Origin of the sequence: Umezakia ovalisporum Ak1311, assembly GCF_029891685.1 — a bacterium.
Taxonomy (GTDB): Bacteria; Cyanobacteriota; Cyanobacteriia; order Cyanobacteriales; family Nostocaceae; genus Umezakia; species Umezakia ovalisporum.
In genome coordinates this window covers 1-14,654 of record NZ_JANQDJ010000069.1, presented here as the reverse complement: position 1 = coordinate 14,654, position 14,654 = coordinate 1, and the positions used below count along the sequence as shown (strand labels likewise).

19 protein-coding genes and 1 pseudogene are annotated in these 14,654 nt (G+C 41.1%); 12 read left to right on the top strand and 8 right to left on the bottom strand.

Annotation, left to right across the window (positions count from 1 at the left end; all coding sequences use genetic code 11):
- The first annotated feature begins 77 nt into the window (after positions 1–77).
- From NWP25_RS13490 to NWP25_RS13455, 8 genes are all read left to right on the top strand, one after another.
- Positions 78–413, top strand: coding sequence for a cation:proton antiporter subunit C (locus tag NWP25_RS13490; RefSeq protein ID WP_280650954.1), 336 nt, complete (start codon positions 78–80; stop codon positions 411–413).
- A complete protein-coding gene (locus NWP25_RS13485) occupies positions 410–1,876 on the top strand; it encodes a cation:proton antiporter (protein WP_280699587.1) in 1,467 nt (488 codons plus the stop codon). The genes NWP25_RS13490 and NWP25_RS13485 overlap by 4 nt, the downstream gene beginning before the upstream one ends.
- Entirely contained in the window at positions 1,873–2,262 is a 390-nt protein-coding gene (locus NWP25_RS13480) for a Na+/H+ antiporter subunit E (protein ID WP_280650952.1), read from the top strand. The genes NWP25_RS13485 and NWP25_RS13480 overlap by 4 nt, the downstream gene beginning before the upstream one ends.
- Positions 2,259–2,510: a hypothetical protein gene (locus NWP25_RS13475; protein WP_280650951.1), complete on the top strand. Its 252-nt coding sequence runs from the start codon at positions 2,259–2,261 to the stop codon at positions 2,508–2,510. Before NWP25_RS13480 ends, NWP25_RS13475 begins: the two co-directional genes overlap by 4 nt.
- Complete coding sequence (locus tag NWP25_RS13470; RefSeq protein WP_280650950.1) at positions 2,507–2,785, top strand: monovalent cation/H(+) antiporter subunit G; 279 nt, start codon at positions 2,507–2,509, stop codon at positions 2,783–2,785. The genes NWP25_RS13475 and NWP25_RS13470 overlap by 4 nt, the downstream gene beginning before the upstream one ends.
- Entirely contained in the window at positions 2,778–3,353 is a 576-nt protein-coding gene (locus NWP25_RS13465; RefSeq protein ID WP_280650949.1) for a DUF4040 domain-containing protein, read from the top strand. Before NWP25_RS13470 ends, NWP25_RS13465 begins: the two co-directional genes overlap by 8 nt.
- Positions 3,350–4,012, top strand: a complete 663-nt coding sequence (locus NWP25_RS13460) for a Na(+)/H(+) antiporter subunit B (protein ID WP_280699585.1) — start codon at positions 3,350–3,352, stop codon at positions 4,010–4,012. The genes NWP25_RS13465 and NWP25_RS13460 overlap by 4 nt, the downstream gene beginning before the upstream one ends.
- Positions 4,013–4,129: 117 nt before the next feature.
- A complete protein-coding gene (locus tag NWP25_RS13455) occupies positions 4,130–4,834 on the top strand; it encodes a serine/threonine-protein kinase (protein WP_280650947.1) in 705 nt (234 codons plus the stop codon).
- Positions 4,835–4,877: 43 nt separating this feature from the next.
- Here the strand turns inward: NWP25_RS13455 and NWP25_RS13450 are convergent, their stop codons facing one another.
- From NWP25_RS13450 to NWP25_RS13435, 4 genes are all read right to left on the bottom strand, one after another.
- Positions 4,878–5,072, bottom strand: coding sequence for a hypothetical protein (locus NWP25_RS13450; RefSeq protein ID WP_280699583.1), 195 nt, complete (start codon positions 5,070–5,072; stop codon positions 4,878–4,880).
- Between the two features lie 15 nt (positions 5,073–5,087).
- A complete protein-coding gene (locus tag NWP25_RS18720; RefSeq protein WP_369010994.1) occupies positions 5,088–5,138 on the bottom strand; it encodes a hypothetical protein in 51 nt (16 codons plus the stop codon).
- Between the two features lie 222 nt (positions 5,139–5,360).
- Positions 5,361–6,452: an L-histidine N(alpha)-methyltransferase gene (locus NWP25_RS13440; protein ID WP_280650945.1), complete on the bottom strand. Its 1,092-nt coding sequence runs from the start codon at positions 6,450–6,452 to the stop codon at positions 5,361–5,363.
- Positions 6,453–6,785: 333 nt separating this feature from the next.
- Positions 6,786–8,363: a S8 family serine peptidase gene (locus NWP25_RS13435; protein WP_280657440.1), complete on the bottom strand. Its 1,578-nt coding sequence runs from the start codon at positions 8,361–8,363 to the stop codon at positions 6,786–6,788.
- A 170-nt stretch (positions 8,364–8,533) separates the two neighbouring features.
- Between NWP25_RS13435 and rpe the strand changes: the two genes are divergently transcribed.
- Positions 8,534–9,241: a ribulose-phosphate 3-epimerase gene (gene rpe / locus NWP25_RS13430; protein WP_280650943.1), complete on the top strand. Its 708-nt coding sequence runs from the start codon at positions 8,534–8,536 to the stop codon at positions 9,239–9,241.
- 58 nt (positions 9,242–9,299) lie between these two features.
- Here the strand turns inward: rpe and NWP25_RS13425 are convergent, their stop codons facing one another.
- The 3 genes from NWP25_RS13425 to NWP25_RS13415 all read right to left on the bottom strand — a co-directional run bounded on the left by NWP25_RS13425 (position 9,300) and on the right by NWP25_RS13415 (position 11,075).
- The gene (locus tag NWP25_RS13425) at positions 9,300–9,803 is read right to left on the bottom strand and encodes a hypothetical protein (RefSeq protein ID WP_280650942.1); all 504 of its coding nucleotides are present in this window, start codon (positions 9,801–9,803) and stop codon (positions 9,300–9,302) included.
- A 52-nt stretch (positions 9,804–9,855) separates the two neighbouring features.
- Positions 9,856–10,293, bottom strand: a complete 438-nt coding sequence (locus NWP25_RS13420; protein ID WP_280699581.1) for a hypothetical protein — start codon at positions 10,291–10,293, stop codon at positions 9,856–9,858.
- Positions 10,294–10,703: 410 nt separating this feature from the next.
- Complete coding sequence (locus NWP25_RS13415) at positions 10,704–11,075, bottom strand: hypothetical protein (RefSeq protein WP_313958988.1); 372 nt, start codon at positions 11,073–11,075, stop codon at positions 10,704–10,706.
- Between the two features lie 488 nt (positions 11,076–11,563).
- Between NWP25_RS13415 and uvrB the strand changes: the two genes are divergently transcribed.
- The 3 genes from uvrB (at position 11,564) to NWP25_RS13400 (ending at position 14,533) form a co-directional block, all read left to right on the top strand.
- Complete coding sequence (gene uvrB, locus NWP25_RS13410) at positions 11,564–13,561, top strand: excinuclease ABC subunit UvrB (RefSeq protein WP_280650940.1); 1,998 nt, start codon at positions 11,564–11,566, stop codon at positions 13,559–13,561.
- A 249-nt stretch (positions 13,562–13,810) separates the two neighbouring features.
- A complete protein-coding gene (locus NWP25_RS13405) occupies positions 13,811–14,035 on the top strand; it encodes a hypothetical protein (protein ID WP_280650939.1) in 225 nt (74 codons plus the stop codon).
- 249 nt (positions 14,036–14,284) lie between these two features.
- On the top strand, positions 14,285–14,533 hold the full coding sequence (locus NWP25_RS13400; RefSeq protein ID WP_280699579.1) for an LVIVD repeat-containing protein: 249 nt from the start codon (positions 14,285–14,287) through the stop codon (positions 14,531–14,533).
- Here NWP25_RS13400 and NWP25_RS18845 read toward each other — a convergent pair.
- Positions 14,530–14,654: pseudogene (locus NWP25_RS18845) on the bottom strand (IS982 family transposase); the annotation flags it as partial. The gene NWP25_RS13400 and the pseudogene NWP25_RS18845 overlap by 4 nt on opposite strands.

Here is a 14,654-nt window from a genome sequence, read left to right as displayed (position 1 = left end):
TGAGTCGGGGTTTAAATCCCCGTCGAAAACAGTTTAAAATTTGGCTATGTTCATATCACAACTTAAAAAGTAATTTTGTGTTAGAAGCGTGCATATTCGCAACAATACTGTGCGGTTTTTTTGGTATCATTCTGAAAAAGAACCTGGTGATGAAAATCATCTCTATGGATGTCATGAGTACGGGGGTTATCGCCTATTACGTGCTAATTGCTTCACGAGATGGCCTATTCACACCAATTATTGCTAACGTCGAAAATCGTGCTTACGCTGACCCAGTTCCTCAGGCGGTGATATTAACAGCGATTGTGATCGGATTCTCAATTCAGGCTTTAATGCTGGTTTGTGTGATGAAGTTGGCACGAGATAATCCTACCTTGGAAAGCAACGAGATCGAAAAGAATAATACCCCATGAATAACATGACCATGGCTTCGGCAGGCATAGCTATTAGTTGGATCGCACTACCATTCTTTTTGGGGTTCGTTATTTATCTGCTCCCCAAACTTAACCGATACCTTGCGCTGACCGTACCTTGTGTTTCTGCTGGATATGCCCTGCATTTAATTCTTAATCAGTGGCCGTTAACACTCAAGTTACTGGGTAACTTTGGCGTGACATTGTTGGCGGACGAATTAAGTGGCTACTTTATATTAACAAATGCCCTGGTAACTATAGCAGTGATTCTCTACTGTTGGGGCACTGATAAAACTGCTTTTTTCTATACGCAAACCATCATTTTGCATGGCAGCGTTAATGCCGCATTTATATCTGCTGATTTTATCAGTTCATACGTGGCTTTAGAGGTAATCGGTATTGCAGCGTTTCTCTTGATTGCCTATCCCCGGAGTAATCGGTCTATTTGGGTGGCTCTGCGCTATATGTTTGTCAGCAATACAGCAATGCTGTTTTATCTGGTGGGTGCTGTGTTGGTCTATCAAGCAAATCATTCCTTTGCTTTTGCAGGTTTGGGTAACGCACCGACCCAAGCCATCGCCCTGATCTTTGTGGGATTATTGACAAAAGGGGGAATCTTTGTGTCAGGACTGTGGTTACCTTTAACCCACTCCGAATCAGAAACTCCAGTGTCTGCCATGCTATCGGGAGTTGTGATTAAAGCAGGGGTTTTTCCCTTGGTGCGCTGTGCTTTACTTGTGGATGACATTGATCCCATTGTCAGGATTTTTGGAGTGGGGACAGCAATGCTGGGGGTGTTCTATGGTATCTTTGAAAAGGACACCAAGCGAATGCTAGCGTTAAGCACGATTTCTCAATTAGGGTGGGTTATTGCTGCACCTGCTGTGGCAGGCTTTTATGCTTTAGCCCATGGACTAGGAAAGTCAGCACTCTTCCTCATAGCTGGTATATTACCGAGCCGCAACTTTAAGGAACTGCAAGAACAGCCCATAAATACTGTCTTATGGATAGCCCTGGTTATAGCCAGTCTCTCCATGTCCGGCTTTCCCTTGTTATACGGCTTTGAAGCGAAGATGTTGACTATGAAGAATCTGCTACCCTGGCAAGGAATGATCATGAATGTTGGGGCTGTGGGAACGGTAATAGTATTTGCAAAATTCATATTTCTTCCCCATAAACCTCAAGATAAACAAGAGCAACAAGTAAACTTAAAACCTAATTACTGGCTAGCTCTAATATTCTTGCTCGGCGGGTTGATGGTAGCAAACGCTTTGTATTACCAGGCTTATACCCTTGCCAATATAACAAAAGCACTGGTAACCGTTGCTTTGGGATGGTTAGGATATTTTTTGATTTTTAAACGAATTGTACTCACTTTGCCACGTGTACTTGAGCAATTTGAGAATTTAATTGGGGTAATGAGTTTAATGTTGCTCTTGCTCTTGGGGATGGTATTGGCATGATTGGGCATCTGAATCTGATATTGCGGTTGGCCATTTGGTTTTTGCTCACCTCTGATGTGAGTTTGGCAAATATCATCATTGGTATCACTGTTGCAATTTTATTGCCGGGTCGTCAAAAAGTCCCGGAAGCCTTAAAGGATTGGCTGCGTGTATTGGGTGAAGTGATAGTGGCTATTCCCCAAGCCTATGTGGAGGCATTGGAAATCATCTTTCGTCCCCATCAGCACGAAGATGTAATCAGAGAACAAGTCAAACCCCAACGCACACCAGGACTGATATTTCTAGATATATTTCTCATTACTTTTACACCAAAAACCATTGTCTTGAAATACCACCAACAAGGCTGGTACGAAGTACACCGGATTCGACGGAGGAAAAAAGGATGAATCTGGTATTGATTGCCATGATTTTGGCTTTACTCATACCGATGTATGAAGCTTGGCAGGATGAGGATATTTGGCAAAAAATGTTGGCATTTGCCAGTATTGCCACCAAAACATCAATTATGATTCTGATGGTATCGGTCTTACGAGATGATTGGATGATTGGGGTTGTGGGGATCATCATTCTGAGTGTGGGTAATGCTGGATTAATGTTATTGGCACATCTACTGAAACGCATGAGTGATATATGATCGACTTGTTGAGTTATGCCTGCATAGGGTTAGGAATCGGCTTCTGGTTTTGGGGAACTGTTCCCCTCATTGGCCATCGCTCGGTGTTATTCAAGCTCCATAGTCTTTCGGTTGCAGATACCCTGGGATCAATGAGTATTATTTTTGGGCTGTTGCTCAAAATACCTAGTGAATGGCCTCTACTTGTCCTCGGCATTATTTCTTTGGCAATTTGGAATACAGTGCTGGGCTATGTGTTGGCATATTGTTCTATGAGAGAAGATGAGCATGAATGATAGTTATGTCTATGTGATAACTGCCCTACTGCCTTTATCCGCCTTCATGCTGGTACTTCAAGTTAATCCATACAATGCCTTAGTCATCCAAGGCATATTGGGATCTGTGGCAGCATTGGTGTTTGCAGTTTTAGGGGCGGCTGATGTTGCTTTGACCCAAGCATTAATGGGTACTTTGCTGGCAATTACACTGTACGCCATTGCTGTGCGTTCATCCTTGGTTGTGCGTCTTGGCATTCTCAGCCAAGGAGCCACCGAGGAGGCTGAGGATGATTTTGAACAATTAATAAATGAACTACGGACAATGTTTAGCAAACATTATTTGCGTCTGGAGCTAGTTCCCTATACCAACACCCAAGCCTTAAACCGAGCTTTGATGGATAAAGAAGTCCATACCACCTGTAGGAAGCGATGGCCATTAGAGCACTGTGACCAAGACCAAGGGCAACTCTATCACACTGTAACCAGGGTTAAACGCATTTATGACATCATGGAAGCTGAACTTTCATCACCATTGACAATCTTAACCTATGTAAATGTCCCAAACTCAGGAGACAAACATCTATGAAGTGGGTCTACATTGCCGCGGGGATAGCCCTGTATCTAATATTTGTTTTCATGCCCAATGAGATAGAAAAATCATTGGATATCTCTATGGTGGGATCAATTGTCCAAGATAGTGGAATACCCAATGCAGTTACGGGTATCATTCTCAGGAATCGCCTGTATGACACTATATTTGAGGTCGTGGTATTTACAATTGCGGTCATGGGTGCGCGGTTTCTCCTGGCTGATGAAAGACCATTCTGCACAATTTATCAGTTCACAGATCAACCATCTATAGTGCTTGCACGTCTGGGAGCGACTATTTCCTCTTTGGTGGGTATCGAACTGGCGATTCGGGGACATCTTAGTCCTGGTGGTGGTTTTGCCGCCGGGGTAGCAGGGGGAACGGCCATTGGCCTAGTTGCCATTACTTCATCAACAGAGTGGATGCAGTCTATTTACCAGCGCTGGAATGCGGCTGCATGGGAAAAAGTTTCGGTTCTTGTTTTTATTATTCTGGCGGTTATCACTTTAGCTGGCATAGAGTTACCCCACGGAGACCTAGGGGCACTGGTGAGTGGCGGTGTTATCCCCTTGCTGAATATCCTGGTTGCCATCAAAGTCGGGTTGGGCTCCTGGGCGGTGGTTTTGATATTTATTCATTATCGCGGCTTGTTGTGAGAGATTAACCCCCAGGGGATGGAAGATTTGAACCATTAGCGGCAACGCAGATTTGGCGTATATTATTGATTTTGAGCACTTCACAAAATCCTACTGTTCCCAATACTTATCCCCAAGATGGAAAAATCCCCCCCACCTCAAATGCTGGAAAGCATTTATCAGCAGCTGCTACCTCAATTACAAATTGAAAGCGTCAATCCCCAAAATCCAGTTAAAGTTAGCTATGTTCCTGAACCGTGGCAACTCCTTGGTGCCGGAAATTATGCCGCAGTGGTCTACCACCCTGATTACCCTGACTCTGTGGTGAAGATTTATGCCCCTGGACGGCCAGGCTATGAAGAGGAACTAGAAGTTTATCGTCGTCTAGGTTCTCATCCAGCATTTTCCCAGTGTTTGTATGCCAAAGATGACTTTTTAATTTTGAAACGGCTTTATGGAACAACCCTCTATGATTGTATGCACCTGGGTTTACCTATTCCCAAACAGGTCATACGAGACATTGATGAAGCTCTCGACTATGCCCAAAGTCGCGGACTTCATCCCCATGATGTCCACGGTCGTAACGTCATGATGCACGAAAATAGGGGGTTAGTTGTAGATATATCAGATTTTCTCCATGAAGAAAACTGCTCAAAGTGGAAGGACCTCAAAAAAGCTTATTATTGGTTATATCGCCCTTTGTTGTACCCACTTGGACTGCGTGTACCATACTCTGTCTTAAATATGGTTCGCAAATGTTATCGTATGGCAACTTCTTTAAAACGTTCCTGTTATCAATTAGTGCAAAGATTACTGCGCTTTAGAGGAAATGTCCGATATTAAACCTTATTTCAGGGTGAAAAATATCTGTAATGGCTGTTGACACTCAACAGCCCATAGAACCCATAAGCAGGGCGCAGGCTCCAAATTTATTTTGTTCTAGGGCGTTATAAGTTTGCAGCATTCGTAATACTTGGGCTGCAAACTGGGGATTTTTGTCAAAGGAAGCATGGGCGCGGAACCGGAATTTGGGCAGTCCAACACTAGCAGGACGTAGCAGGTCATCAAGTGTTACGCCCAAAGCACGAGCCAGGGTTTAGAGGATTTTGCTGTCTGGTAAGGTTTTGGCGTTTTCGTAGTTGTTGATGCTCTGGCGAGTTACAGAGGCTTGTTCTGCAAGTTGCTCTTGACACGTAAATAATATGGGAGGTTGGTAGCAATGATTTCTTTCATGGCTGGTTTTTAAGAGCGATCGCTCTTAGGCTCAAGGGCGGTGTCTTTCATGGGGGTTATTTTGATGTAAAACCTTTGCTATCTCCACATCATAGCTTCTTTTGGTCTCTTTTTTTTCTTAAGTTGCGATGGTTAATTAACTGTTATTAACCTGACAAATAGCCATAATATGTGATGAATATTGATTACGACTATGGTGAACAAGTTGTAATCCGGCTTTTTCTAACTCTTGTATCATTTCAGGTATTTCATACTTATGGTGTCTCCAAATAACAATCTCTTCATTTTGGGCAAACTCCAAGTTTTGATCTATTCCTAACTGAGTAAAACTTAAAGTGTAACTTTGATTAAATTTTATGCTTGCAGTGATGCTATCTGTTTGCGAATCATATTTTCTTACCAGTTCGCAGTCTTCAGACCTAATTCCTATATTGTCTTTAATCCATGTATATATTCCATCCACATGATACTTACAACCACCCCGGACTTGTCCATTCCAGTTAGAGTTAGAGCCAATTTCATTAGTGAAGACAAGTAAATCTTTTTTATCCATAGTATTTCTCAAGTTTTGAAGTACCTTACTTCTGTTTTGGTGATTGCCAATTGTCACACCTAAATGTAAGAAAATATTTGCTATATTCTCATTAGTTGAGTGTAGCAAAATCTCTGGGGGAATAGAACTATTTTCTATATCAATTGTGCAACTATCAAACTGAAGAACAGGAAACCATTTACTGATGTTTGCTTTTGATAAGTTTAAAAGTTCTTGACTAATATCTAAAGCAATATATTTATTAATTCTGCCTAATTTATTAAGTTGAGCAATGATGTTTTTTACCGGATAAGAATTACCAGCACCTACATCTACAATATTGACTTGAGAAGAATTTTGATAACTACCGTTAATATATTCAAAGTTTTTTTGTAATAAATCAATTTCTACATTCGTCTTTTGAAACCATTTAGGAATAATATATTTTTGATAAAAATTATTCCATATTTTTGCACCTCTACCTTTATAAGAATATTTTAAAGGAATTTCTTTTGTAAGTTCTAATATCCGAATTAAGTCTAAAATTTCCTTTTGAGAAAAAATAGCATAAAACTCAGGACTTGGCTTGGCTACAGGAGGAAGGGAATTTGGGAAATCTGAAGAAAACTGTGAATTGCCGAAAAAGTTTTTAGGTATCATTGTTTGGTTGTGTGATGTACTTAACTTGGTTAGCATCTATTTTCCTGCTGGTTGATGCTCAGAAATGTTGACTGTTGACTGTCCAAGTTCTGCGTGGGTGATACAAAATTTGAGCAATTAATGACTCTATTCTTAATAGACAATGAACTTTATCTGGGCAAAACGTAAAAATTGTAAATTTTTATTGCAGGATTCAACACTTATAGTTGATGCTATAACCTTAGTTGTTAGCTAGTCGCAATTTATCCTTAATGGAAATTTTTTTGGGTTATTGCAGATAAATTATAAATCTGTTTGAGCCGTACCACACAAATTTATACCTAATTATTGGTCTTTTCTAGGGCTTTTTCACCAAATTTTGCCTATTACCTAGTGAGCAACACTCCACCAAGCTAAACCATAGGCTTGAGTTGCTTTGTTGACCTGTTGGCGAAACTGGACACGGATTTTATAATTACCAGTAGCCGGAACAGGACAGAAAATATGCTCTACACTGTCAATTTTACTGACAGAGGCACAAGCAACACCAGCATCTGCTTTCATTAAATATAAATCCATATTATTCAAGCCGCCATGGCTAAAAGTTTCACCCAGATCATATTCCTGGTTTTTATTACTATCATTTAGTTCTACTAACCGATTCCACGTCAAGGTAATACTTACAAAACTTCCTTGTTTTAAAGGTCTGTTTATGGCATAATCCACAGTAGTCCCTGCATTGACAATGCCATAATTCCAACCAATAACAGGTACTTGGTTTGAGGGCTGCCATTGACCAGCTCTAAATTGCTGATAAGCACGATAAACATTTAAATGACCAGTTCCCATTTGAGCATCTAAGGGAATTTCCGCATCTTCATAAGCATCAGAAGCCAGCCAGTTTTTATTGTGTTTATCAATCAGTGTCCGAGTCATACCCAAATGCAAGCCATTACCACTGTCTTTGAGCTTATCTGCCGAATTCAATAATACAGCTTTCATCACTTGATGGCGGCGAGCATCTGTAGTCCAATTAACTTGTTTTTTCTGTAGCTGTTGGTCACCAAATTCTTGCAACAAAGCAACACTAGCTGTTACCTGGGGAGCAGCAAAACTTGTGCCGGTCACCTTATTCAACTTACCATCCGGATTCAACATCGGAATATTACTTCCCGGTGCTACCAGACCGATAGAACGACGACCATCAATATTAAACTCCTTACCAGCTAACCGAGCAGTGGCTCCTTGATTAACAGCCGCTAGATTAGAGACATCAACTTTATTAAAAATACCCCCCCTGGGGGATGAAAAAGCAACGTTAATGCCATTATAATTGTCTGTGGGAATGGGAATGCCCCCTGTGCCTTGATTGCCCGCGATGACATACAAAACATCATGAACGCGAGTAGACCAGTCAAGGCATAAAGTTAGTAAAGCATTGCCGTCTAAAACTGCATCAGGGCGCTTATCGCGGTTGAGAGGTTCACCAAAACTAAAGTTGATAGCGCGGACATCATGACCATTTTGTAAAGCTATGTGTTGTGCGCTTAGGCATTCTTCTGCCTGTGCCATGTTTTTTACCGAACCAACGGCTGAGGAATACAACCGCGCCTTGGGAGCAACTCCTGGTAGAGCCTTATCTCCACTGACCATTATACCAGCAACATTATGAGCATGGGAATCAACACTAGTGTTAGATTTAGCGGGTAAGTTACGTAAAAACACTGCCGCTAAAGACACACTGCGATTTTGAGATGCTGCCTTATCCCATCCAAACATTCCCGGGCGACCAATTTCTACCTGACCAATGGCAATTTTGCGGCCAAGCAAATTATAAGGAGGTTGGTGCAATTTCAGCGCATCGATACCATTACTCCCCAAAACACTGTGCACTGCTGAAGCAAGTACAGGTACGGTTAACCAAGAAGCACTCAATCCCCAAATTATCCAGCTTAATTTTTTGCCCATTGTTGAGTTGTTAATTTTTTAGTTGTTATTAATTATTCTTTATTTCCTGAGCTTCCCTGTTTGGAAATATTTCTTTTGCGGCTTAAACAGGATGGGATCAAAGTGATTAGCTTGTGTTCACTATTTTGTTACAATACTTACAGACGAGAACGCTTTAAAACCCACTAACCATGACCCAAAATTCATCTCAAAAGCCTATTGTGATTGCCCCATCTATCCTCTCAGCCGACTTTAGTCGTTTAGGCGACGAAATTCGTGCCGTAGATGCAGCTGGAGCTGATTGGATTCATGTTGACGTAATGGATGGTCGTTTTGTACCTAACATTACAATAGGTCCTCTGGTTGTGGAGGCGATTCGCCCTGTCACAACCAAACCACTGGATGTTCACTTGATGATTGTGGAACCAGAAAAGTATGTGGAAGATTTTGCTAAAGCCGGTGCTGATATTATATCTGTACATTGTGAGCATAATGCTTCGCCCCACCTACACAGGACTTTAGGACAAATCAAAGAATTAGGCAAAAAAGCCGGAGTTGTACTTAACCCCGGTACTCCTTTACAGCTAATTGAATATGTTCTAGATCTGTGCGATTTGGTTTTGATTATGAGCGTTAACCCCGGATTTGGCGGTCAGAGCTTTATCCCTGGTGTATTGCCAAAAATCCGTCAATTGCGCCAAATGTGTGATGAGCGCGGTTTAGATCCTTGGATTGAAGTAGATGGCGGACTCAAGGCCAATAACAGTTGGCAGGTTTTGGAAGCAGGAGCTAATGCCATTGTTGCTGGTTCAGCAGTATTTAAGGCGAAAGATTACGCTGAAGCTGTATCTTCTATTCGTAACAGTAAGCGTCCTACCCCAGAGTTGGCAAAGGTTTAACTATTTCGCTATTTTTGAATAACTAAGCTAAAACCTCCCCTTGGGGAGGTTATGTTTCCTACTTGCGACTACCTAACCACTTGGCCGCTGCAATACCAATGAGCCCAGCCACAATGGGATTGCTGAGAAACTTTATAATTGTCGGTTGTTCGGCCAGCACATCCCGGAAAATATCGGGGTGGTTGTGATAGGCGAAAGATGCAAGTTTACTCACATCATCAGCAGTCATCCGGTTGGGGTTGCGGGTAGAAAGAGCTAACTGCTGTTCTAGTGGTTGTTCGTCTAAGCCTCTGGATTTAAATTGTTTAAAAAAAGCCCTTGCTACATCATCCCGTTCATTGGGTTTGATTTGCGCGATGGCTTTTTGTAATTCCGGTTCTATTTGGCTGGGAGGTATCCGTTCATGACTTACAGACTTACCAAATAACTGACGACGTTGATCGGTTGTTGTCCGTTGGGCAAAATCATCAAAGTTTTCATAAGAAACATTATCAAGAGATTCTACATTGGCCTCGGACAAATCCTTCATGATTTGCCGTCTATATTCTTCACTACTAGCCACTTTACTTACTCCTTAATTAGTTTAATCAGTGCAATTTTTGCCTTGATCTTAGTTAGCTATACTGAATTTGATTTGTCGCCCTGTCATACTGAGCAGTCAAAATTAACTTTTTGTCTGGCCCATACAGAAAAACAGTTAAATTTTGACCGGGAAAGTTTTTCTCAAAACCTTGAACTAAAGATTTTGCTAGAGGTCGCACCTCCTTGGGGCTAACTTCAGAAGAAATCACAACACCTAGCTGATTGTTATCACGGACATAAGCATCCTGAATTAATCCTTTAGATGTTTCTACAACCCACGCGCCAAAACTTTGTCCGGCTGCGGTGTTACCTTTCTCTAGTTGTGCATAAGTTACATCACGACCCACTGGTGCGGTAGCCCTGGGGTCAGGCTGGGTTACAGTACCACCACCACAAGCAGTAGTTATTGTTAACACTAAAATTAATATCAAAGCAGTCACGATTTTGCGACCCTGCTTTAGCAAATTCATTTTTACCTCTGATAGTCAAACAGTTACAAACTATGTAATGTGATTTATTAACAGGGTTTGGCGAAGTAGCCCCCGGGGGAATCCGGGGCGTTGCAAGTGAACCGGTAAGTTTTGACAGATACTTTCTCAGTTTTGATATGTTTAGGGAGTTTTAATGTTTGGTTGAGTAATTTACTGTGTAAAGATTTAGGGTGAGCAGCTCGTTTGCCTCAAGGGTTTACTTGAAAAAATCTTTGTTATTACCTTTATAAGGTAGGTTAATGTTTGGCTGACTATCTTCCCTCATTAGGTATATTAGCTATCTATACAAAAAGACTGATGAGAAAACCAAATTAATGTTTTATTAAAATAAAAAAAACCGGCTATATCAAATAACCGGGTAATTAAAGTTATGGCAATTCCTGTGAGGACTAATCAAGAAAACCCATGAGAATTTCTGAATCATCAATAATATTTGATGCCATTGGACGGTTACCAAAAGAGGTATATTTGTCAGAAATTGCTAGTTTGCTTGAACCAATTGGACGAATACCAGATAGGTTAATAGTGTCAGCAATTTCAAATGTATGAGCGCCGATGGGGCGAATTCCCATAATACTAACTGTATCAGCTACCGCTAAAGTACTGATGCCAATGGGACGGATTCCAGAAATAGAGACTGTGCCAGCAATTTGTAAGTCACTGCTTCCTATGGGACGGATTCCAGCAACGGCCAGTTTCCCCTGCTCTTTCTGCCCTTGATCTGTATTCAAGCTGTTATCCTGCTTATTTTCAACTTCCACTGTGTTTTCCCCCTTCAGCTTGGTATCCTGTTATTGAGAATCAATTTATTCACTAGTGCTGCTAATACTCGTAAACGGATACCTCTAGTTTATTAACTGAATTTTACAATAATTAAGGAAAAATGATTTTTTTTCCATACATTAAGAGTGTAACCTTAAACAAGCTAATTAATACATAATTATCTTTAAAAGGGATACATAAGTAAATTTAAACTGTAAATTATTGTAAAATAATATTGCTATTTACTAGAGTGAGTATTGTTGTTACACCGTTAAAGGTTTTGCCTTTATAAGGTGTCATTCTGAACAGATAGAGGTTTGTTTACTTTACCACGAACGGTATCTCTCAGTGGAGAAACTGATGTATCAAAAGCTGTCAGTTAGGCATTGTTAGCCTGTGCATTGGGTAGCACCGACAGTTCCAAAAAGTAAATTTGAGTTGGTGTTACCATGGGACAGGGTATTTTCCACGGATTGAAAACAACTGTATGACAGGATTTTGTCTTCAAGCTCCCTTTATTCCCACGGGGGATCAACCACAGGCTATCGCGCAATTAGTCAACAGTATCCAAACAGGCAGCCGTTACCAAACTTTACTAGGAGCTACGGGAACAGGTAAGACATTTTCCATAGCCTCAGTAATTGAAAAAGTGGGTAGACCCACTTTGGTACTAGCCCATAATAAAACCCTGGCAGCACAACTGTGTAACGAAATGCGAGAATTTTTTCCTCACAACGCAGTTGAGTATTTTGTCAGCTACTACGATTACTATCAGCCAGAAGCGTATATTCCCGTTAGCGATACTTACATTGAAAAGACGGCTTCTATTAACGATGAAATAGATATGTTACGGCATTCAGCTACGAGATCGCTCTTTGAACGCCGTGACGTAATTGTGGTGGCTTCCATTAGCTGCATCTACGGTTTAGGTATTCCCGCAGAATATCTCAAAGCTGCCATTCCTTTGCGAATAGGGATGGAAATAAATCAACGCCAAATTTTACGGGATTTGGCATCAGTGCAGTATGGCCGCAACGACATGGAAATGGGTCGGGGACGTTTTCGTGTCCGGGGTGATGTTTTGGAAATTGGCCCCGCCTATGAAGACAGAATTATTCGGGTAGAGTTCTTTGGCGACGAAATCGACGCAATTAGATATGTTGACCCTGTAAGTGGGGAAATTATTCGCAGTTTACAAGCTGTTAATGTCTACCCAGCCCGTCACTTTGTTACTCCACAAGAACGGTTAGAAGTCGCTTGTTGTGACATTGCGTCTGAATTAAAGCAGCACAAAGCAGAACTAGAACAAGCAGGTAAATTATTAGAAGCACAACGCATTGACCAACGCACACGCTATGACTTAGAAATGTTGCGAGAAGTTGGTTATTGCAATGGGGTAGAAAATTATTCTCGTCATTTAGCAGGAAGAAAAGCCGGCGCACCCCCAGAATGTTTAATTGATTATTTTCCTCAAGATTGGCTATTAGTCATAGATGAATCTCACGTTACAGTTCCCCAAATTCACGGAATGTATAACGGTGACCAAGCTAGAAAAAAAGTTTTAATTGAGCATGGATTTCGTCTTCCTAGTGCTGCTGATAACCGACCGTTACAAGCAGAAGAATTTTGGCAAAAAGTAAATCAGTGTATTTTCGTTTCCGCGACCCCAGGAAATTGGGAATTAGAAGTTTCCGCAGGTCATATTATTGAGCAAATAATTAGACCTACCGGAGTGGTTGACCCAGAAATTTCCGTCCGTCCCACAGAAGGACAAATTGATGATTTATTAGGGGAAATTAAAGACAGAGTAGACCTCCAAGAACGAGTGTTAATTACCACGTTAACGAAGCGGATGGCGGAAGATTTGACTGAATATCTGCAAGAACATAATATACGCGTGCGCTATTTACATTCAGAAATTAATTCCATTGAGCGCATCGAAATTTTACAAGATTTGCGTGAAGGTAATTTTGACGTTTTAGTGGGAGTAAACTTGTTACGGGAAGGCTTAGATTTACCTGAAGTTTCCCTAGTGGTAATTATGGATGCAGATAAAGAAGGCTTTTTACGGGCCGAGCGTTCCCTGATTCAAACTATCGGTAGAGCGGCAAGACACATTCGCGGCCAAGCTATTATGTATGCTGATCATCTCACAGCCAGTATGATCAAAGCCATTGATGAAACAGATAGAAGGCGTGGAATTCAAATGGCATATAACCGCACTTATGGCATTACACCCCAACCGATTATAAAAAAATCCAGTAATGCAATTTTATCTTTTTTAGATGTTTCCCGACGCTTAAATGCCACTGATTTAAAAATTGTTGATGAACATATAGATGAACTACCTTTAGAACAAATTCCTGAATTGATTGGTGCGTTAGAAGCACAGATGAAAGAAGCAGCCAAGAAATTGGAATTTGAAGAGGCAACCAAATTGCGCGATCGCATCAAGCATCTGCGCGATAAAATGCTGGGACGTTAACAGGAAATTATGCAAAATTTGCATAACCGATGGAAGAATTACACTAAAAATTCTTGACAGCGATTCCAGGGAATTTTCTGAATTGAAGTCCTTGTGCTAAACAAGGAAAATTACAGCGCATTTTATCTGAGTAGGTAGGCGGAGAAGATGCCATTAATGTCAAGTTAAGAAAAATGAATTTATGCCAAGAGTGGGAAGCTAAATGGTAAAAGTCAACACAAAGACGAAATTATTGACGTTGAAAAAGCCATGGGTAAACCACGGAAAAAACAAGAAAATCCAGATTTTCGCCACGGGGTCAGCGTACCTGGTCTAGCCAGTGAAGAGATAGAATTGCACCTGTTTGAATTAATTAACCCAGGTACACTTGCTAACTTTAAAGGGATAAAAGACAAAGAACGCAGCTTGGGTTCACGAGTACTGACCCTACCAGTAATGGGAGCAATGGTGTTGAGCATTGGTGGTGACAATTAAAAGCATTCCTAAAACTATTTTCTCCAAAAACTGCATCTGGAGTCCATAGTCTAATTAAAATAGCACTTGAATTAATTAGTACTGAGCATCTCAGAAATGGGTTTACAAATTGCCACCATTATACCTTATAAACCTCGAATTTGACATAATTTTGGTGTTTGTTCTAACATAGATTTTAGTTAAGCGGGTTGAATATGTAAATTTTCACACCGCAGACACTATTAACTTTACCAATTAAGGATTGACTTTATGGTTACCCTTGTGGGGAATTACAACACCTCTGGCTTTGCTTATGGTGTAGAGGTAGTGGGGAACTACACCTATGTGGGTGATGGTGGTGCAGGATTGCAAATTATCGATATCAGCAACCCAGCCAACCCCACCCTCACCGGGGGTTACGATACCTCTGGCTCTGCTTATGGTGTGCAAGTAGTAGGGAACTACGCCTATGTGGCTGATTATGATGCAGGATTGCAAATTACGCCTAATGTGAATTAAATAGGTTGAGACTGGAAAGTGAGAACATTAATACCAAAACGGCGACGAAGCAAAAGACGTAGAGTGTGAGAGGCAATTTTAGCCGCAATATGGACACAAAAGCCGTCAACAGTTTTGTTGA

Bases quoted from the DNA above. Each gene is read 5' to 3' on its own strand.
- NWP25_RS13480 (WP_280650952.1), top strand. From the start codon at position 1,873: ATGATTGGGCATCTGAATCTGATATTGCGGTTGGCCATTTGGTTTTTG.
- NWP25_RS13485 (WP_280699587.1), top strand. From the start codon at position 410: ATGAATAACATGACCATGGCTTCGGCAGGCATAGCTATTAGTTGGATC.
- NWP25_RS13475 (WP_280650951.1), top strand. From the start codon at position 2,259: ATGAATCTGGTATTGATTGCCATGATTTTGGCTTTACTCATACCGATG.
- NWP25_RS13470 (WP_280650950.1), top strand. From the start codon at position 2,507: ATGATCGACTTGTTGAGTTATGCCTGCATAGGGTTAGGAATCGGCTTC.
- NWP25_RS13455 (WP_280650947.1), top strand. From the start codon at position 4,130: ATGGAAAAATCCCCCCCACCTCAAATGCTGGAAAGCATTTATCAGCAG.
- NWP25_RS13460 (WP_280699585.1), top strand. From the start codon at position 3,350: ATGAAGTGGGTCTACATTGCCGCGGGGATAGCCCTGTATCTAATATTT.
- NWP25_RS13465 (WP_280650949.1), top strand. From the start codon at position 2,778: ATGAATGATAGTTATGTCTATGTGATAACTGCCCTACTGCCTTTATCC.
- NWP25_RS13400 (WP_280699579.1), top strand. From the start codon at position 14,285: ATGGTTACCCTTGTGGGGAATTACAACACCTCTGGCTTTGCTTATGGT.
- NWP25_RS13435 (WP_280657440.1), bottom strand. From the start codon at position 8,363: ATGGGCAAAAAATTAAGCTGGATAATTTGGGGATTGAGTGCTTCTTGG.
- NWP25_RS13440 (WP_280650945.1), bottom strand. From the start codon at position 6,452: ATGCTAACCAAGTTAAGTACATCACACAACCAAACAATGATACCTAAA.
- NWP25_RS13420 (WP_280699581.1), bottom strand. From the start codon at position 10,293: ATGAATTTGCTAAAGCAGGGTCGCAAAATCGTGACTGCTTTGATATTA.
- uvrB (WP_280650940.1), top strand. From the start codon at position 11,564: ATGACAGGATTTTGTCTTCAAGCTCCCTTTATTCCCACGGGGGATCAA.
- NWP25_RS13405 (WP_280650939.1), top strand. From the start codon at position 13,811: ATGGGTAAACCACGGAAAAAACAAGAAAATCCAGATTTTCGCCACGGG.
- rpe (WP_280650943.1), top strand. From the start codon at position 8,534: ATGACCCAAAATTCATCTCAAAAGCCTATTGTGATTGCCCCATCTATC.